This is a genomic window from Rhodococcus sp. NPDC127593 (assembly GCF_042671975.1).
Classification (GTDB): Bacteria; Actinomycetota; Actinomycetes; order Mycobacteriales; family Mycobacteriaceae; genus Rhodococcus_F.
Genome location: NZ_JBHXWI010000012.1, coordinates 170,631 through 189,358 on the forward strand (window position 1 = coordinate 170,631; position 18,728 = coordinate 189,358).

Genomic DNA, 18,728 nt, shown 5'->3' on the forward strand with positions numbered 1-18,728 from the left:
CCCCATGCGCCCGGCCCCCCACCGGAGCCCCCCCCGCCCCCCCGCCCCCCCCGGCGGCGGGGCCCCCGGGCCGGGGCCCCCCCCCCCCCGGGGGGGGCGCCCCCCCCCCCCCCCCCCCGCCACTGTGCTGCTGAGCGGGTCGTACTACTCCTGCTCGAATCTCTTCTTGAAGCGGTCTTCCATTCGCGACGAGAATCCGCCACTCTTTCGCCCGCTTCGGGGCTTACCGCGTTCGGCACGGCCGGTCTCACCTTGTGTGGTCGAGCCACCACGTGAGGACTGTCCGGACTTGCTCTTTCCTCCACCCCACAGGAGGAGGACTCCGGCACCGAACATGACGATGAAGCCGATCAGGCTGATGACGGGAAAACCGCCCGGCTTGATCGGAAGGGCGACGCCGGCGATGAGCAGGACCAGCCCCAGAACGAACAGGGCCACCGCCTGCAATCGACGACGACTCGATGCCGCACGCATGCGACCGCCTCGCACAGTGGAGGCGAACTTGGGATCCTCGGCGTAGAGAGCGCTCTCGATCTGGTCGAGCATGCGCTGCTCGTGCTCGGAGAGTGGCACGGTACCTCCCCCGGCACTGGAGTGTTGGCCACCGCCTCACGGTGCGAGACGGTGGGTAACCGACTTTGGCGGCTACCTAGATTTAATAATACGAGCAGTTCGATCCCCGTACCACCTACTCCACGTACGAGTTCCTCACCAACCTTACGGACTCCCGCACCGAACCCCGTTCGGGGCACCGCAATGTCGCGCACGCCTCACTGTTTTCCCGCCGTTTCCGGGTCCGCCGCCGGCTACGACGCCCGCAGATCGAGACCTGCGCCACGTCCGATGTGATCTTCGACGGCCTGGAGAAAGCGCCCGACCTCGACGAAGAACTCGTCGGCCTCGAGATCGGTGAGGGTTCGCGACATTCCCGCCTCGATCGCGGCGCGGGTGGCCGAGTGCCCGGCGAAGTAGTCGGCCCAGTTCACGAATTCAGGCGCCGCGTCGGCCATGAGAACCCAGGCGTTACGCGTTCGTGTCCGTCTGCTCCCCGCCGCAGGCCCCTCGACGGCGGCCAACACCGCCCCCGCGCCGCGGAGCGCGGCCAGATACGCACTGTGGAATCGGTCCGCCGGCCCGCCGGCCCCCACCGATTGAGCGAGGAGCGCGTCGGCGCGATCGAGCAGTACCGAACCCCGCCTGGAGCCCGGGTTGCGTACGTCACCCGGTCGGCGCGAGTTCCCAGAGGCCGGTCCCGTGACCGGGTTCGTCATCACTTCGAACACCTCCAAACCCCGGTGCAACCACCCCGCCGGGCGTAGTCAGGTCGTGAGTTCGGGGGCCGGCGATGCTCGCTTCCCTCGAGCATCGCCGGATCCCCGCTATCGAACATCTGTTCGACCTATTCAATATAGCTGGACCCACCGACACGTCGTCAAGAGAAAGGTGAGACCGGTCGACACGAACGCTGACCAGACTCCGCTCGTGGTCGAACTCTCGGCCGCCGAGTTCCGCGACCGCCTGCACGAGGCGCTGTCGATCTACGTCGCCGCCATGGGCTATCCCCACGGCACCGAATACCACCGGGCGCCGATGTGGAACGAGCACCTGCAGCGATCGGGGTGGCGTGGCGTCGGCGCGCTCGTCCCGGCCGGTGACGGATCCGCCGACAACGCGGCCGCCCGCCTCGTCGCCGTCGCCTACGGCTACCGCGGGGCGCCAGAACAGTGGTGGCACCAGCAGGTCCGTTCCGGTCTGCGCCACACGGGATGGAGCCGGGACCAGATCGACGTGATCCTCGGCAACTACTTCGAACTCACCGAACTCCACGTCCACCCGGACGCCCAGGGACATCGGCTCGGCGAGACCCTGCTCGTCCGACTCCTCGAGCGCAGGCCCGAACGCGGGGTGCTGCTCTCCACCCCGGAAGTGGCGGACGAGGACAACCGCGCCTGGCGGCTGTATCGCCGCCTCGGCTTCAGAGATGTCCTGCGCCACTTCCGATTCGCCGGCGACAACCGGCCCTTCGCGGTGCTGGGACGCGGGCTTCCCCTGTGATCGACGCCGTGGTGGTGGGGTCGGGACACAACGCCCTGGTGTCGGCGTGTTACCTCGCGCGGTCCGGGTGGTCGGTCGAGGTGATCGAACGCGACACCGTGCTCGGCGGCGCGGTGTCCACGGTGGAACGCTTCCCCGGGTACAAGGTCGACCGCGGGTCGTCCGCGCACATCATGATCCGCCACACGGGGATCGTCGAGGAACTCGACCTCGGCGCGCACGGCCTGCGGTACCTCGACTGCGATCCGTGGGCGTTCGCCCCCGCCCCTGCCGGGACGGATCGGCCGGGAATCGTGTTCCGCCGCAGTCTGGACGCGACGTGCCGGTCCATCGAGGAGTCCTGCGGCGCCGCGGACGCCGACGCGTACCGCCGGTTCGTGGCGGTGTGGGGTCCGCGCAGCGCACGCGTCATGCGCGCGTTCTCGAAACCGCCGACCGGGCCCGCGCTGCTCTCGTCGTTCTGGGGGCTCGACACGGGCGGCGGCGGCAGCGACCTCTCCCGGCAGTTCCTCCGTTCCGGGGACGCGCTGCTCGACGAGTACTTCGACGACGAGCGCCTCAAGGCCGCGCTCGCGTGGTTCGGCGCCCAGTCCGGTCCGCCGATGTCGGAGCCGGGGACGGCGCCGATGGTCGGATTCGCGGCCCTGATGCACACCATTCCGCCCGGCCGCGCCGTCGGCGGCAGCGGCGCCCTGACCGCAGCTCTCGCCGCGAGGCTGCGGGCCGACTCCGGGACCGTCTCGCTCGGCGACTCGGTGGTCTCGCTGAGCCGCGACGGCGACTCCTGGACGACGCGGACGTCGTCCGGCCGGGAGATCCGCTCACGGGCGGTGATCGCGGGCTGTCACGTGCTGACCACCCTCGGCCTGCTCGAGCGGGGTGGTTACGACGCGCAGACCCTCGACCGGTGGCGTCGCCGGATCCGCGTCGGCCCGGGGATCGGGATGGTAGTGCGGCTGGCCACCGACGCCCTCCCCGACTATCCGAGTGCGCCCGACGCCTCGGTCACCCACGGGCTCCAGCTGCTGGTCTCGGACCGCGCACACCTGCGGCTCGCGCACGGCGCGGCGCTCGCCGGGGAACTCCCGCCGCGGCCCGCGGTGCTGGGAATGAGCTTCAGCGGCCTCGACCCCACCATCGCACCCGAGGGCAGGCACCAGGTGACCCTGTGGTCGCAGTGGCAGCCGTACCGGCTGACCGGCGGCCGGCGGTGGAGCGACCTCGCCGGGCCGGAGGCCGATCGGATCGTCGCGGAGATCGACGCGCTGGCACCCGGTTTCGGCGAGTCCGTCCTCGACCGGCACGTGCAGTCACCGCAGGACCTCGAAGACGAGATGGGGTTGCTCGGCGGCAACGTCATGCACGTGGAGATGTCACTGGACCAGATGATGATGTGGCGTCCCCTCCCCGAACTGTCCGGGCACCGGGTGCCGGGGGCCGACCGTCTATACCTCACCGGGGCCTCGACCCACCCGGGCGGCGGGGTGTCCGGCGCAAGCGGCCGGAGCGCCGCACGCATCGCGCTCCACGACGACCGGCGGGGCCTGGGACGCCTGCGGCTCCGGCGATGACCTCTCGCCTGCCCCTGTTCCTCGCGGGCGCGGCGATCGCGGCGCAGATCGTCTACCCGCTCGTGCACGGCGGGACCCGCGACGTCGTCACCGTGCTCGTCGTTGCGCTGCTCGCCGCGGCGTCCGTCACCCACGCCGCCGTGACCCGGGGTGCCCGCTGGACGGTGGGACTGGTGCTGGTGACCGCGGGGCTCGGTCTGTGCTCCGAGGTCGTCGGGACGGCCACCGGCGTCCCGTACGGCTGCTACGACTACAGCGTCGACCGACTCGGGCCGGCACTCGCCGGGGTGCCTCTGGTGGTGCCGTTCGCCTGGACGGCCGGGTTCTATCCGGTGTGGTGCGTGGCGTCCGTGCTCGCGCGCGGCCCGCGTCGACGGTTGACGCGCATCGCGCTGACGACGATCGGTGTCGTCGGCTGGGACCTGTACCTCGACCCGCAGATGGTCGCGGACGGGCAATGGCGCTGGTGTGTCACCGACGCCGGCCTGCCCGGTATCGAGCACATTCCGCTGACCAACTACGCCGGGTGGTTCGTCGTCGCGGCCGTGATGGCCGTCGCCGTGGACCGGATCGACCGTCGCCTGGACGCCGGGACCCGGCACCGTGACGGTGTCCCGATCGGGTTGTTCCTGTGGACGTGGCTCGGTTCGGCGCTGGCCCACTCGGTGTTCCTCGGCGCCCCCGAGTTGCGGTATTCGGCAATCTACGGGTGCTTGGCGATGGGAATCCTGGGCGTTCCGCTGCTCGTGTCGCTGCTTCGGCCGCGCGCCCGGCGACCCGGGACCCACGACACGCACCCTCACGCCTGACACCGATCCACTCCCCTGGCACGATACGACTGTGCAGCCGCCCTCAGTTCCGACCTCGACCCGCTCCCGGAGGGTCTTGTCCCTCGCGGCCCTCGGCCTCCTCCTCGTGCCCCTCCTCGCGGGATGCCTGCGGGTTCAGGTGTCGATGGGTGTGTCCGCCGACGACCGGGTCTCCGGCCAGATCGTGGCCGCCGCCGTACCGGCGAACGACCAGGACAAGGGCCCGCAACTCACTCCGCCCGACTCGCTGTCGGGCAAAGTGCGCGTCCAGGAGTACAAGAAGGACGGGTACGTCGGCAGCCAGGCGTTCTTCAGCGACCTCACGTTCGGCGACGTGCAACAACTCGGCACCATGTCGGAGCAGGCCAACGGAAGTTTCCAGATCTCGCTCCAGCGGACCGGCGACCTCGTGACCCTCGACGGGAAGGCCGATCTCGATTCGGTACCCGCCCAGGGCACCGACGTGCAGTTCACGATCGCCTTCCCGGCGCGCGTCGCCACCACCAACGGCACCCGCGAGGGTGACTCCATCGTGTCGTGGAAACTTCCCGCCGGCGACACCTCGACGATCCGCGCCGAGGTGCGCTACTCGGACCCGAGCACCCGTAGCTTCGCGGGCTGGGCAGGCATCATGGCCGGCGTGGCGCTTGGCGTCGCCGTGATCGTCGGTGCGCTGGCCTGGATGGCCCGCAACAGGGATCCGGTGACCGGCAGCGGTCGCGCACGGGACCACTCGGAGGTATGACCTCTCCGCCGATCGAGCGGGTCGTCCGGATCGGCTCCCTGATCTCGGTTCTCGGTCTCGCCACTGCCCTCGCCAACCTGTGCCGCGCCCCGCGGCTCCCCACGGCGGCCCGCCCGGTCACCGAACCCGTCACGGTCTGCATTCCGGCCCGGGACGAGCGTGACCGGTTGCCCGACCTGATCCGCGACCTGCGAGAACAGTGGGGCGTCGACGATCTGCGGGTGTTCGTCTACGACGACGCCTCCACGGACGGGACGGCCGGGGTCGCGGAAGCCGCGAGCGGCGCGGACCCCCGCTTCTCCGTGGTGCGGGGAACCGCGGAACCGCCGCCGGGCTGGGTGGGCAAACCCGCGGCCTGCCATCGGGTGAGTGAGCACGCCTTCGCGCAGGGCCGCGGTGCCGGCGGGATACTCGTGTTCCTCGACGCCGATGTGCGGTTGCGTCCGGACGCCGTGAACGCCGCCTGCGCCGCGCTGCGCGAGTCCGAAGCAGCGCTGGTCTGCCCGTGGCCGTTCCAGCAGGCGGGGTCGGTGACCGAGGTCCTGGTGCAGCCGATGCTCGCGTGGTCGTGGGCGGCGACGCTGCCCGTCCGCGTGGCCAACCGGTCGCGGCGCCCGTCGACGGCCGTGGCCTGCGGGCAGTTCATGGTCTTCGACTCCGCCGCGTACCGCGGGGTCGGGGGTCACCGGGCCGTCGCGGACAGCCTGACCGAGGACCTCGACATCGCCCGCCTGCTCCGCACGCGGGGCCATGCGACCACACTGGTCGTGGCCGGCCGGTCTGCGTCGTGCCGGATGTACGAGGACGCCGGTGCGCTGCGCCGCGGTTACGACCGCTGGCTGTGGACGGCATTCGGCGCCCGCCTCGACGCCGCGGCGGTCCTCGGTGCGGCGAGTGTGGCGTACATCGCGCCGCCGGTCGCGTTCGCGGCCGGACGGGGACGCGTACGCCAATGGGGTGCGGTGGGGTATCTCGCGGCCACGGCGTCCCGGCTGGGCGCCCGGGCACTCGAACGTGGTGGCCGCCTCACAGCCGCCGACGTGGCCGGCGCGGTCGCGCACCCGCTGTCCGTCGTCGCGGTGACGGCACTGACGGTGTCGTCACACCGCAATCGTCGCCGCGGGCGTACCCGGTGGAAGGGGCGGACGCTCAGCTGACCCGCGCCGGGGTGACCGGGGCGGGATCCGCCACACCCGAACCGACCTTGTCGCCGAGCCGGGCCAGCACCTCGCTCGTGGCGCGCGCGAAGTTGAGGGTGATGAAGTGCAGGCCGGGTGCGCCCTCCGCGATGAGACGTTCGCTCATCTCGGTGGCGACGTCGATGCCGATCTCGCGCACGGCGGCGCGATTCTCCTCGGCCCCGTTCCCGGCGGCAGTGGCCAGCCGCTTCTCGAGGTTGGCCGGGAGACTCGATCCCGACAGTTCGAGCACGCGGCGGACCGACCGCAGCGACGTGATCGGCATGATCTCGGGAATGATCGGCTTGGCGCCCTGCTCGGGGTCGTACGCCGACACCCGGTCGCGCAGACGCAGGTAGTCGTCGACGTCGAAGAACATCTGGGTGATCGAGTACTCGGCGCCGGCCCGCAGCTTCGACACCAGGTACCGGGTGTCGTGCGCGAGATCGGGCGCGCGGTAATGGCCTTCCGGGAACGACGCGACGCCGACGTGGAAGTCGCCGAGATCGCGGACGAGCCGCACGAGTTCCTCGGCGTACTCGACGCCGTCCGGATGCTTCTCCCATTCGCCCAGCGGGTCACCGGGCGGGTCGCCGCGCAGGACCAGGATGTTGCTGATTCCGCGGTCGGCGTAGGCGCCGACCATCGACCGCAGTTCGTCGACGCTGTGCGACACGGCCGTGAGGTGCGCGACCGGCAGGAGTGTGGTCTCTTCGGCGAGCTGGCCCGTGACGCGGACCGTGCGGTCGCGCGTCGACCCGCCCGCGCCGTAGGTCATGGACACGAAGGCCGGACCCAGCCGCTCGAACTCCCGGACGGCACGCCACAGCCGAGCCTCGGCGGCCTCGTCGCGCGGCGGCGAGAATTCGACGGAAAAGGGGACCCGGCCGTCGTTGGTCGACCGGATCCGGTCGACGATGGACGGGGTGCGGGTTACCCAACCTTCGCTGGCCCGCCCCCTGACGGAATCGAATGTCACCCGTCCAGCATAGGTAGTGCCCGGGGCAATGCACCCACTGCGTCTGCACGGGCGGCGGGATCCGGGTATCCGGCCACCCGGGAGGGCGCCCACTATGGTGGTGTCGACGCCTGTCGCCGGTCTCGGCGCGCACGCGAGAATTCGATCCTGGAGGCAACACTGTCCGTTGGAACGCGCCCCGCCGCCCTCGCGGCCGAGGTCGAAAATGCGCTTCGCGACTTCTTCACCAGCCGGCAGGACCTCGTCGACTCCGTGGGCGGTGGTTACCGCGAGGCCGTGACCACCCTCGAAGACTTCGTGCTGCGCGGAGGCAAGCGGGTCCGGCCGGCCTTCGCGTGGACCGGCTGGCTCGGGGCGGGGGGCGACGCCCGCGACCCCGAGGCCGGACCCGTGCTCCGCGCCTGCTCCGCGCTGGAACTGGTTCAGGCCTGCGCGCTGGTTCACGACGACATCATCGACGCGTCCACGACACGTCGCGGGTTCCCCACCGTCCACGTCGAGTTCGCGGAACAGCATCGCGTCGGCGCGTGGAGCGGTGATTCCGCTCACTTCGGCGAGGGCGTCGCGATCCTCCTCGGCGATCTCGCGCTGGCCTGGGCCGACGACATGATCCGCGAATCGGGCATCACCCCGGAAGCGTCGGCCCGCATCTCCCCCGTCTGGTCCGCGATGCGCACCGAGGTGCTCGGCGGGCAGTTCCTCGACATCAGCAACGAGGCCCGGGCGGACGAATCGATCGACGCCGCCATGAGGGTGAATCGGTACAAGACCGCGGCGTACACCATCGAGCGGCCGCTGCACCTCGGTGCGGCGCTCGCCGGCGCCGACGACACCCTGGTCTCGGCCTATCGCCGATTCGGCACCGACATCGGTATCGCCTTCCAGCTCCGCGACGACCTGCTCGGCGTGTTCGGCGATCCGGCCGTGACGGGCAAGCCCTCGGGCGACGACCTGCGGGCGGGCAAGCGCACCGTCCTGTTCGCGATGTCGCTGCAGCGCGCCGACACCGACGACCCCGCGGCGGCCGAACTCCTCCGCGAGGGCATCGGCACCGATCTGTCCGATTCGGATGTGGACACCCTCCGGACCACGATCACGTCGCTCGGCGCGGTCGCGGACGTGGAGAAACAGATCGAGGAACTCGTCGGGAACGCGCTGTCGACGCTCGCAGCGAGCACCGCCACCACCGAAGCGAAGCAGCAGCTCACCGAGATGGCCGTCGCCGCGACGCGCCGCGACTACTGAGGTCCACGATGGCCCGCGCGCTCCGGACGGTTCCCGGCCGCACCGATCACGTCGTGGTCGTCGGTGCCGGTCTCGCCGGTCTCTCGGCCGCTCTGCACCTCGCCGGATCGGGCCGGCGCGTCACCGTCCTCGAACGGGAGTCGTCACCGGGCGGCCGGGTGGGCACCTACCGTGGTCCCGGCTACGACATCGACAACGGGGCAACCGTCCTCACGATGCCCGAACTGGTCGGCGAGGCCCTCGCCGCCGTCGGCGCGGATTTCGCGTCCACCCGGCCGCCGCTCGTCCTCGAACGGCTGGCACCGGCGTATCACGCGCGGTTCGCGGATGGTTCCTCGCTGGACGTGCACTCGGACCCCGAGGCGATGGTCGCCGAGGTCAGCCGGGTGTGCGGGCCGGAGGAGTCGGCCAGGTATCTGCGGCTGCGGCGCTGGCTCCGCCGGATCTTCGACGCCGAGTACCACCGGTTCATGGATGCGAACTTCGACTCGCCGCTGGATCTCGTCTCGTCCCCCGCGGCCGCGCGGGATCTGCTGACGCTCACCGCCCTGGGCGGGTTCGGCCGGCTCGGCGCCCGGGTCGACCGCACGATCACCGATCCGAGACTCCGCCGGATCTTCACGTTCCAGGCACTGTACGCCGGGGTCGCTCCCGCCGACGCCCTCGCGGTGTACGGCGCGATCGCCCACATGGACACCTCGCTCGGCGTCTACTTCCCCCGCGGCGGGATGCGCTCGATCGCGCTCGCCCTCGCCGACGCCCTCACCACCGCAGGTGGCGAGATCCGGTTCGATACCGAGGTCGCGGCACTCGAGCGAAGCGGCGACCGCGTCGGCACCGTCGTCACGGCGGCAGGTGACCGCATCGACTGCGACGCGCTGGTGCTCACCCCGGACACCGCCGTCGCCGACGCTCTGCTCCGCCCGGTGACACGCCGGCCCCCCCGCCGGGTGCGGGTGTCGCCGTCCGCCGTGGTCCTGCACGGGACCGTCCCCACCGCGGTCGCGTCGCAGTGGGCCGCCCAACGGCACCACACCATCGATTTCGGTCACGCGTGGAAGCGGACGTTCGCGGAGATCACCGCGCGCGCGGGGCACGGACGGCTGATGACGGACCCGTCGCTGCTGATCACCCGGCCCGCCGTGTCGGATCCAGGCCTCGTCGTGGACCGCGCGGGCACTCCCTCGGAACCGCTGTCGGTCCTGGCCCCGTGCCCGAACCTGCACAGCGCACCGCTGGAGTGGTCCTCGCTGACCGGCCCGTACGCGAATGAACTGCTGCGCGAGCTCGAGACGCGGGGCTACAGCGGCATCGCGGAACATTTCACGATCGACCACGTCGACACCCCCCTCACCTGGCTCGGCAAGGGCATGGCGGCGGGCAGTCCGTTCGCGGCGGCGCACGTGTTCCGGCAGACCGGACCGTTCCGTCGCCCGAACCTGGTCAGGGGCCTGGACAACGTCGTGCTCGCCGGTTCCGGCACCGTCCCGGGCGTCGGAGTTCCGACCGTCCTGCTGTCGGGGAAACTCGCGGCCGCCCGCATCACCGGGCCCGTAGAGGCACGAAGTGCGGAAATTCCCCCGGAAGCACGAAGTGCGGGAGGATAGGGCGAGGCGTGGCGAGAACTGGTGCCGGCAGCAATTAAACTGGGTCCTCGACCATGCAATGCGCACGACGACGAGCGCACCGACCGCAACCGAACTCACCTCGGGGGAGGAATCTGCACTCATGACGTCCTCTGCCCCGCAGGCGACCGTCGCCGCTGCGACGACCACGCCGCAGCGGTCGTGGCCCCAGACCACGGCCGACTTCCTCCGCAGCCCGGAGGGGCACGCCGCCATCCTCGGTTTCGCGGGCGCCGTGATGATCACGTTCGGTGGTTTCGGTGCGGGCAGCGTCCGCCGCGAGGACCCGCTCCTCGAGGCGATACACCTGTCGTGGCTCCGGTTCGGTCACGGTCAGATCCTGTCGACGATCATCGTCTGGGTGGGTGTCGTCGCGATGATCACGGCCTGGGTGCGGTTGGGCCGCGCGACGCTCGGCGGCGACGTCACCCTCCGGCAGTTGCGGATGGTCGTGCCGGTGTGGACGGCGCCGCTGCTGCTGGCCGTGCCGATGTTCAGCCGGGACGCCTACTCCTATCTGGCGCAGGGTGCGCTCCTGCGTGACGGGTTCGACCCCTACGCCGTCGGGCCGGTGGTCAACCCGGGCGTGCTTCTCGACAACGTCAGCAACGTGTGGACCACCACGACCGCGCCGTACGGTCCGCTGTTCCTGCTCCTCAGTCAGGGGATCACGGCGCTGACCGGCGACAACGTGATCGCCGGGACGATGCTCCTGCGCGTGACGATGCTGCCCGGCCTCGCGCTCATGGTGTGGGGCGTTCCGCACCTCGCGCGGCACCTCGGCGGCAATCCGGCGATCGCCCTGTGGCTCGCCGTGCTCAATCCGCTGGTCCTCGTCCACCTCATCGGCGGTGTCCACAACGAACTGCTGATGGTCGGCCTGATGATCGCCGGCATCGCGCTCGTCCTCGAACGTCGCCATCTCGCCGGGATCGCCCTCGTCGCGGTCGCGGTCGCGATCAAGGCGACCGCAGGCGCCGCGCTGCCCTTCCTGGTGTGGATCTGGATGCTCCACGAGAAGGAGAAGGCCGAGACGGAAGGGCGCACACCCGCGTCGCCGCTCCAGTCGTTCGCGAAGACCGCGGGCGCGGGATTCGCCGTATTCGTGGCCATTTTCGCGGCCGCTTCCGCCGTCGCCGGTGTCGGGCTCGGCTGGATGACCGCGCTGTCCGGATCGAACAAGATCATCAACTGGTTGTCGCTGCCGACGATTCTCGCCCACATCGTGACCGTCGGAACGTCGTGGTTCGCGGAGCTGCGGCTGGGTGAGGTGCTGGCCATCACCCGCCCGATCTGCGCGGTGGCCCTGGTCGCGATCGTGCTGGCGGCCTGGTGGCGCTACCGGAAGACCGAGCGTGACGCGATTCTCGGAATCCTCATCGTCCTGGTCGCGATCGTGATTCTGTCGCCCGCGGCACTGCCCTGGTACTACTCGTGGCCGATCGCCATCGCAGCCGGCTTCGCATTGTCGACGCGGACCCTGATGATCCTCGTCGGGTTGTCCACCTGGTTGATGCTGGTCTTCCAGCCCGACGGGTCGATCGGCCTCTACACGTTCCCGCACGTCGTGCTCGCGACGTTCGCCGCGGTCGTCGCGGCCGTATCGCTCCGCACGGTCGACCCGCTGCGGCTGCGCACACCCCGGCCTGCCGAGGAAGAGCGCACCTCCGACCTCGCAGGTGTTGCGACGTCGCCCGGCGTCGAATGACCGGTCGATGACCGAGCTGGCCGACAGTTACCGGTACTGCGGCGCGGTGACGGCGGAGCACGGACGTACCTACCATCTCGCGACCCGGCTGCTTCCCGAGCGCCGCCGGGCCGCCGTGCATTCCCTCTACGGGTTCGCCCGCACGGTCGACGACATCGTGGACGTCGATCCCGGTCGGACGGCCCGCGACTGCGCCGCCGAACTCGATCGGATCGACGCGGTACTGCGACTCGGCTTCACGAACCGCGACGCGGTCGGGCCGGATGCGTGCGAACGGGAGATGCAGCGGGTCCTTCCCGCCTTCCTCGACACCGTGGCGTCCTTCGACATCCCCCACGACTACTTCTTCGCGTTCCTGCGGTCCATGCGGATGGATGTTCCGGGGACGGCGGAGCATCGGGCCGAGTACGGCACCCTGCCCGAACTCCGGACGTACATGTACGGCTCGGCCGTCGTGATCGGGTTGCAGATGCTGCCCGTCCTCGGAACCACCGGGCCCGTCGCCGATGCCGAACCGCACGCCGCGGCTCTCGGTGAGGCGTTCCAGCTGACCAATTTCCTTCGCGACGTCGGCGAGGACCTGGACCGGGGCCGGGTCTACCTCCCGGCCGACGAATTGGCCGCGTTCGGTGTCGACACCGAACTTCTCGTGCACAGCCGTCGAAGCGGCACGACGGACCAGCGGATCGTGCGGGCTCTCGCCCATCTGATCTCGATCACCCGGTCTGTGTACCGGGACGCGGAACCGGGCATCGCGATGCTGGACCGACGGGTGCAACCGGGTATCCGGACCGCGTTCGTGCTGTATTCACGCATTCTCGACGAGATCGAGCGAGGTGGTTACCGGGTGCTCGACCGGCGCGCCACCGTGTCCCGGAGAAACCGGTGGGCGACGGCGCTGCCTCAGTTCGCCCGGCTCGCGGTGCCTGCCCGCGGCCGAGTGTGGTGACCGGCGGTCAGAATCCCATCGCCTGAGCGCGGCGGATCACTTCGCGGGCGAGGTCCCCGTGCAGGGCCTGTACGGGCGTGCCGGGGAGGCTGTCGTCCTCACGGAACAGCCACTGCAGGATTTCCTCGTCGTCGAATCCGCCGTCGTGCAGCACCGCGATGAGACCGGGCAGCCACTTGACGGTCTCACCGGTCTCGTCGAAGAAGAGTTCGGGAACACCGAGGACGCCGTCGCGTCGCACGGCGATCAACTGCTGATCACGCAGAAGCTGCTGCACGCGGGTGACGCCCACACCGAGGTTCTTCGCGACGTCCACCAACTGGAGGAGCGAGACGGAAGGGTCCAGGACATCGTCACAGTAAGGGATGGCACTCACTCCCCTAACGTTATCCGGTCGCTTCCGCCGTGGCGCTACCGGTCGGTGTCGCTGGCTACGATTGAGGGGCGCGTGGCCGGGCTGCGCGCACTGACGGGGGAACGGACACTGTGCACGATGGAGGTCAACGTTTGATCGGCGAGCTGCTCGACCGGCGCTATCGGGTGGATGCCACGATCGCGCGTGGCGGCATGTCCACCGTCTACAGGGGGCTCGATACGCGTCTCGACCGTCCGGTGGCCATCAAGGTGATGGATCCGCAGTTCGCGGCCGACCCGGCGTTCGTCACCCGGTTCGAGTTCGAGGCCCGCTCGGTCGCGCGACTCAAGCATCCGTCGCTGGTCGCGGTCTACGACCAGGGGCACGACCGCGAGCACGCGTTCCTGGTGATGGAACTCGTCGACGGCGGAACGCTCCGTGAACTGCTGCGGGAACGCGGGCCGATGCCGCCGCACGCGGTGGCCGCGGTCGTCGGCCCGGTTCTCGACGCGCTCGCCGTCGCCCACCGGGCCGGTCTCGTGCACCGCGACGTCAAACCCGAGAACATCCTGATCTCCGACGGCGGTGAGGTGAAGATCGCCGATTTCGGCCTGGTGCGGGCCGCCGCGGCGTCGACCACCACGTCGAACAGTGTGATTCTGGGTACGGCGGCGTACCTGTCGCCGGAGCAGGTGACGTCCGGGATCGCCGATACCCGCAGCGACGTCTACTCCACCGGTGTCCTGCTTTTCGAACTCCTCACCGGACGGACCCCGTTCACCGGGGACACGTCGTTGTCCGTCGCGTATCAGCGGATCAACCAGGACGTCCCGAGGCCGGGTTCGTTCATCGCGGGTGTCCCGCCCGAGTTCGACGAACTCGTCGCGGAGGCCACCCACCGGGAACCATCACACCGCTTCGCCAACGCCGAGCAGATGGGCTCGGCCCTGCGTGGCATCGCGGCGGCGCTCGACCTGCCCGCCTACCGAGTGCCCGCCCCGCGACGCTCGGCGCAGCACCTGAGCGCCGCGGCCGCCGCGAGCGCACCCCCACTGAGTGCGCCGCCGGGCCCCGTCGCACCGCCCACGGTGCACCTTCGCCCCGCCGCGCCGCTGTCACCGCCCAGCCCACTGCCGGCGCAGCCGGGTGTCCAGCACACGCGGGTCGTCACCACCCAGACTCCGCGCCCGCCGATCGACGAACCGTCGTTCGCGGTGGAGGACGAACCCGATGACGGCTACCGCTACCCCGACTTCGCCGCCCAACGGCAGCGCTCGCGCCGGACCACGATCGTGTGGCTGCTCGTGATCCTGATGCTCGCCCTTGCGGTGGGTTTCGGTGGCTGGTGGATGGGTTCGGGCCGATTCACCGCTGTCCCGACCACCGACGGTCTCGATCGCGGTGCGGCGGTGACGGCGATCGAAGCGGCCGGTCTGTCGACGGAGATCCGGGGGCAGTATTCCGACACGGCGGCGCTCGACACGGTGCTGGGTACCGATCCCACCGGCGGGTCACGAATCTCCCGCGACGGCACGGTGGCTCTCCTCGTCTCCCTGGGGAGGCCGACCGTCCCGCCCCTGCCCGCGGGCGGTGAGCGCGCCGGAATCGAGCAGGAACTGCGGAACCGCACGTTCACACCGGTCGACGGTGGTCAGGCGTTCAGCGCGAAGGTCCCGATCGGTGCGGTCGCCGCGCTCGACCCGGCACCGGGTACGGAGCTCGCGACCGGTTCCACGGTCAAACTGATCGTCAGCAAAGGTGCACCGCCGGTAGACGTTCCCGACGTGAAGGGCATGTCGGAGGCCGAGGCACGCACCTCACTCGAGGCGGTGGGCATCGTCGTGCAGGACACCACCACGGACTTCGACCGGAACGTCGCGGCCGGAGACGCGATCGCCACCAGCCCGAAGGCAGGTACCCGCGTCACTGCGGGCACCAGCGTGACGTTGAGTGTGTCGAATGCGGTGCGGTTGCCGTCGATGCTGGGGCGGACGGTCGGATCCGCACGCGACGAACTGAGCCGCCTCGGACTCGACGTGAAGGTGCGTTCGGTGACCGACACGGACAGGTCGCTGGTCATCAGCCAGAACCCGGGCAGCGGCGATCTCGTGAAGCCAGGCAGTACGGTCACCCTGGTCTCACTGCCCTGACCCCGCAGGTGCAGGGCAGTGAGTTCCCCTGAATTTACGCGCGGCGGTCAGCCGCGCAGCATCTCCGCGACGAGGAACGCCAGTTCCAGCGACTGCTGGGTGTTCAGACGGGGGTCGCACGCCGTCTCGTAGCGACCGGACAGATCGAGGTCCGAGATGTCCTGCGCGCCGCCGAGACATTCTGTGACGTTCTCACCGGTGAGTTCGACATGGATGCCGCCCGGGTAGGTGCCGAGACCGTTGTGGACCTCGAAGAATCCCTGGACCTCGTCGACGATGCGGTCGAAGTGGCGGGTCTTGTACCCGGTGGACGCCTCGTGCGTATTGCCGTGCATCGGGTCGCACTGCCAGATCACCTGATGACCGGTGGCCTGGACCTTTTCGATGATGGGCGGCAGCAGGTCGCGGACCTTGTTGTTACCCATGCGCGAGATCAGGGTGAGGCGACCCGGCTTGTTGGTGGGGTCGAGGCGCTCGACGTATTCGACCGCCATCTCCGGTGTGGTGCTGGGTCCGATCTTCAGGCCGATCGGGTTCGACACGAGTTCGGCGAATGCGATGTGCGCCCCGTCGAGCTGACGAGTGCGGTCGCCGATCCACAGGAAGTGAGCGGACAGGTCGTACAGCTTGGCGTGGTCGTCGTCGTTGTCGAGGCGCAGCATCGCGCGCTCGTAATCGAGGACGAGCGCCTCGTGGCTGGCGAAGATCTGCGCGTGGTGCAGGCTGGGATCGGTGACACCGCAGGCGTTCATGAACTGCAGCCCACGGTCGATCTCCGCGGCGAGCGCCTCGTAGCGGGCCCCGGCCGGCGACGACGCCACGAACTCGCGGTTCCAGTCGTGCACCTTGTGCAGGTCGGCCATACCCGCGCCGGTGAGCGCGCGAACCAGGTTCATCGCGGCGCTGGCGTTCGCGTACGCCCGCACGAGCCGCGACGGGTCGTGGGCGCGCACGGCCTCGTCCGCGACGAGGGAGTTGATCATGTCGCCGCGGTACGACTGCAGGCCCAGGGCGTCGACGTTCGACGACCGCGGCTTGGCGTACTGACCGGCGATGCGGGCGACCTTGACGACGGGCAGGCTCGCTCCGTAGGTCAGGACGACGGCCATCTGCAGCAGGGTGCGGATGTTGCCCTTGATGTGCGGCTCGGTGTTGTCCGCGAACGTCTCGGCGCAGTCACCCCCCTGGAGGAGGAACGCTTCGCCGCGCGCGACCTGGGCCAGCTTCTCCTGCAGGGCCACGACCTCGCTGGCCACCGTGATCGGTGGCACGCTCTCGAGGACGGTCCGCATCGCGGCGGCCTGCCCCTCGGGCCATTGCGGCTGCTGGGCAGCGGGCTTGGCCAACGCTGCATCGAGGCGCTCACGCATCTCGGTGGGCAGCGGCGGGAGTTCGGGCAAGCGGTCGATCGGCACGTCGACAGTCCAGTTCACCCATACAGGATATTCGCTCGACCGGAGCGATGGCGAGTCAGGTCACCGGAGTGAGCGCGCCGCCTGAACTGCCTCGAACTTCGCCAGGTTGTGCCGGGCGTCGGCGAGGGCGTCGTGCGCGTCACCCGGTGCAGGTGGGAGCGCCGGGCTGCCGTGCTCTTCCCAGTACTGGCGGAGTTCCCGCGTGTACCGGGGCAGCGACTGCGGCAGCTCCGTCATGTCCCCCCACAACTGGCAGAGGGCGACGTGGTCGTAGGCGGCCACCCACGCCCACAGTTCGGGGACGATGCCGGGCCGGGGAATCAGGAACGCGTAGAGGTCGTCGCGAATGCGGGCGCGGCTCTTCCAGAGGGGCGACGACGGCTGCGGCAACTTCGGCAGTACGTTCCTGCGCACCCACTTGCCCGCACGGTCGGGATCGAACTCGGTGGACACCGCGTAGAATTCACGTCCGTCCTCCGCGACCACCCCGATCGACACCAGGTCGATCGTGCGACCATCCTCGATGAACTCGCAGTCGTAGAAGTAACGCACGCCCGCAAACTATGCCTCACCCGTTGGCGTCATCCGGATCCACCCCCATACCTCGTGAAGGAGGCCTCGGTGAGCGCAACCTCCGACGGTCGACAGTCCGCCGCCCCTGTCGCGGACCCGCTCGACTCCCCGCGGGTGCCTCTGCATCTCCGCGTCGGAGGTCTCGTCGTCCGAGTCCTCGTCCTCGCCGGGCTCGCGGTCGGATTCGCGTACAACCTGCTCGGACTGCCCGGTCTACGGGACTTCGGCAGCTACTACCGGCTGGATCTCGACGTCTACCGCCTGGGCGGTTCGATGTTCCTGCACGGCCCGACCCTGTACGGGTCGATGCCGGCCACCCAGATGGGCAACTTCCTGCCGTTCACGTACCCGCCGCTCGCCGCCGTCGTCTTCAGTCCGCTGTCGACGGTGTCGCTGGCGACAGCCGGGACCGTCGTGACGGTGTTGTCGCTGATCGCGCTGTTCGGCGTCCTCGTCGTCACGCTCGACTCGCTGGGCATCGCACCCCGCACCACGCTGGTATGGACGGCCCTCGGCGCGCTCGCGGTGTCGATGGCCCTCGAACCCGTCTCGTCGACCCTGGACTACGGGCAGATCAACATCCTGCTGATGCTGCTGGTCGCGGCGGATTGCCTGCCGAAGAAGACGCCGTGGCCCCGCGGCGTGCTGATCGGCCTCGCGGCGGCGGTGAAGCTGACGCCGGCCGTGTTCATCCTGTACTTCCTGGTGCGCAAGGACTTTCGCTCCGCCGTCGTGACCGCGGTCAGTTTCCTCGCGTTCAGCGCCGTGGGCGCGATCGCGACGTGGAACGACTCCGTCACCTACTGGACGCACACGCTCTTCGATTCCGATCGGATCGGCACCCCGGCGTATCCGGCGAACCAGAGCATCACCGGTGTGCTGGCCCGGCTCGGACTGAGCGACTCGGTGCGAACCCCGATCTGGCTGCTGCTCAGCGTCGTGGTTCTCGCACTCGTGATTCTCGCGATGGTGCGGGCGCTCCGGTCCGGCGAGACCGCGCTCGCTCTGGGGCTCAACGCCGTCCTCGGACTGCTCGTCTCCCCCGTATCCTGGTCGCACCACTGGGTGTGGTCGGTGCCGGTGATCCTCGTGCTCGGGGTCCTCGCCTACCGTCGCCGGAGCGTCGCCCTGGCGGTCACGGCCGTGGTCGGCGTCGTCGTCGTGAAGCTCGCCGCGCACTGGAAACTCGGGGTGGGACGCTGGAGCGGAACCCACTGGAATCTGTGGGATCAGTTCCTGGCGTCCTCCTATGTGTGGTGGGGACTCGCCGTGGTGCTGGTCGCGATTGTCGCGTTCCGCACCCGTCCCTCACAGTCCGACGAGGACGATCGGTCGGAGGCGTCCGACGATCTCACCGTCCCCGTCGGCTGA

At 69.9% G+C, this 18,728-nt stretch carries 17 protein-coding genes; 11 read left to right on the forward strand and 6 right to left on the reverse strand.

Annotated elements, in window-relative coordinates:
* Window positions 1–144: 144 nt before the first annotated feature.
* Entirely contained in the window at window positions 145–573 is a 429-nt protein-coding gene (locus ACFVJ3_RS13905; protein ID WP_012688068.1) for a DUF3040 domain-containing protein, read from the reverse strand.
* A gap of 233 nt (window positions 574–806) precedes the next feature.
* Complete coding sequence (locus tag ACFVJ3_RS13910; RefSeq protein WP_378452569.1) at window positions 807–1,271, reverse strand: SAV_6107 family HEPN domain-containing protein; 465 nt, start codon at window positions 1,269–1,271, stop codon at window positions 807–809.
* Window positions 1,272–1,443: 172 nt separating this feature from the next.
* Between ACFVJ3_RS13910 and ACFVJ3_RS13915 the strand changes: the two genes are divergently transcribed.
* From ACFVJ3_RS13915 to ACFVJ3_RS13935, 5 genes are read left to right on the forward strand one after another with little or no spacing between them, the layout of a single operon-like run.
* Entirely contained in the window at window positions 1,444–2,055 is a 612-nt protein-coding gene (locus ACFVJ3_RS13915; protein WP_378452570.1) for a GNAT family N-acetyltransferase, read from the forward strand.
* On the forward strand, window positions 2,052–3,626 hold the full coding sequence (locus ACFVJ3_RS13920) for a phytoene desaturase family protein (RefSeq protein ID WP_378452571.1): 1,575 nt from the start codon (window positions 2,052–2,054) through the stop codon (window positions 3,624–3,626). Before ACFVJ3_RS13915 ends, ACFVJ3_RS13920 begins: the two co-directional genes overlap by 4 nt.
* Window positions 3,623–4,435 (forward strand): carotenoid biosynthesis protein, encoded by an 813-nt coding sequence (locus ACFVJ3_RS13925; RefSeq protein ID WP_378452572.1) that lies wholly within the window; start codon window positions 3,623–3,625, stop codon window positions 4,433–4,435. Before ACFVJ3_RS13920 ends, ACFVJ3_RS13925 begins: the two co-directional genes overlap by 4 nt.
* A 31-nt stretch (window positions 4,436–4,466) precedes the next feature.
* Window positions 4,467–5,180: an LppM family (lipo)protein gene (locus ACFVJ3_RS13930; protein ID WP_378452573.1), complete on the forward strand. Its 714-nt coding sequence runs from the start codon at window positions 4,467–4,469 to the stop codon at window positions 5,178–5,180.
* Window positions 5,177–6,337 carry a glycosyltransferase gene (locus tag ACFVJ3_RS13935; RefSeq protein WP_378452574.1) on the forward strand — a complete coding sequence of 387 codons (1,161 nt, stop codon included), beginning with the start codon at window positions 5,177–5,179 and terminating at the stop codon, window positions 6,335–6,337. The genes ACFVJ3_RS13930 and ACFVJ3_RS13935 overlap by 4 nt, the downstream gene beginning before the upstream one ends.
* On the opposite strand, the gene metF is transcribed toward ACFVJ3_RS13935, so the two are convergent.
* Window positions 6,330–7,337, reverse strand: a complete 1,008-nt coding sequence (gene metF, locus ACFVJ3_RS13940; protein WP_378452575.1) for a methylenetetrahydrofolate reductase [NAD(P)H] — start codon at window positions 7,335–7,337, stop codon at window positions 6,330–6,332. The genes ACFVJ3_RS13935 and metF overlap by 8 nt on opposite strands.
* Window positions 7,338–7,484: 147 nt before the next feature.
* Here metF and ACFVJ3_RS13945 point away from each other — a divergent pair, with 147 nt between their 5' ends.
* The 4 genes from ACFVJ3_RS13945 to ACFVJ3_RS13960 all read left to right on the forward strand — a co-directional run bounded on the left by ACFVJ3_RS13945 (window position 7,485) and on the right by ACFVJ3_RS13960 (window position 12,864).
* Entirely contained in the window at window positions 7,485–8,582 is a 1,098-nt protein-coding gene (locus ACFVJ3_RS13945) for a polyprenyl synthetase family protein (RefSeq protein WP_378452599.1), read from the forward strand.
* Between the two features lie 8 nt (window positions 8,583–8,590).
* The gene (gene crtI, locus ACFVJ3_RS13950) at window positions 8,591–10,189 is read left to right on the forward strand and encodes a phytoene desaturase family protein (protein ID WP_378452576.1); all 1,599 of its coding nucleotides are present in this window, start codon (window positions 8,591–8,593) and stop codon (window positions 10,187–10,189) included.
* A 121-nt stretch (window positions 10,190–10,310) separates the two neighbouring features.
* Entirely contained in the window at window positions 10,311–11,915 is a 1,605-nt protein-coding gene (locus ACFVJ3_RS13955; protein ID WP_378452577.1) for an alpha-(1->6)-mannopyranosyltransferase A, read from the forward strand.
* A gap of 7 nt (window positions 11,916–11,922) precedes the next feature.
* Window positions 11,923–12,864: a phytoene/squalene synthase family protein gene (locus tag ACFVJ3_RS13960; protein ID WP_378452578.1), complete on the forward strand. Its 942-nt coding sequence runs from the start codon at window positions 11,923–11,925 to the stop codon at window positions 12,862–12,864.
* A 7-nt stretch (window positions 12,865–12,871) separates the two neighbouring features.
* On the opposite strand, the gene ACFVJ3_RS13965 is transcribed toward ACFVJ3_RS13960, so the two are convergent.
* A complete protein-coding gene (locus ACFVJ3_RS13965) occupies window positions 12,872–13,240 on the reverse strand; it encodes an Rv2175c family DNA-binding protein (RefSeq protein ID WP_378452579.1) in 369 nt (122 codons plus the stop codon).
* Window positions 13,241–13,350: 110 nt separating this feature from the next.
* On the opposite strand from ACFVJ3_RS13965, the gene pknB reads away from it, so the two are divergent.
* Entirely contained in the window at window positions 13,351–15,369 is a 2,019-nt protein-coding gene (gene pknB / locus ACFVJ3_RS13970) for a Stk1 family PASTA domain-containing Ser/Thr kinase (RefSeq protein WP_378452580.1), read from the forward strand.
* Between the two features lie 47 nt (window positions 15,370–15,416).
* On the opposite strand, the gene ACFVJ3_RS13975 is transcribed toward pknB, so the two are convergent.
* A complete protein-coding gene (locus tag ACFVJ3_RS13975) occupies window positions 15,417–16,802 on the reverse strand; it encodes a class II 3-deoxy-7-phosphoheptulonate synthase (RefSeq protein WP_005247669.1) in 1,386 nt (461 codons plus the stop codon).
* Window positions 16,803–16,844: 42 nt separating this feature from the next.
* On the reverse strand, window positions 16,845–17,336 hold the full coding sequence (locus ACFVJ3_RS13980; RefSeq protein WP_011594241.1) for a polyadenylate-specific 3'-exoribonuclease AS: 492 nt from the start codon (window positions 17,334–17,336) through the stop codon (window positions 16,845–16,847).
* 69 nt (window positions 17,337–17,405) lie between these two features.
* On the opposite strand from ACFVJ3_RS13980, the gene ACFVJ3_RS13985 reads away from it, so the two are divergent.
* Window positions 17,406–18,728: a glycosyltransferase 87 family protein gene (locus ACFVJ3_RS13985; RefSeq protein WP_378452581.1), complete on the forward strand. Its 1,323-nt coding sequence runs from the start codon at window positions 17,406–17,408 to the stop codon at window positions 18,726–18,728.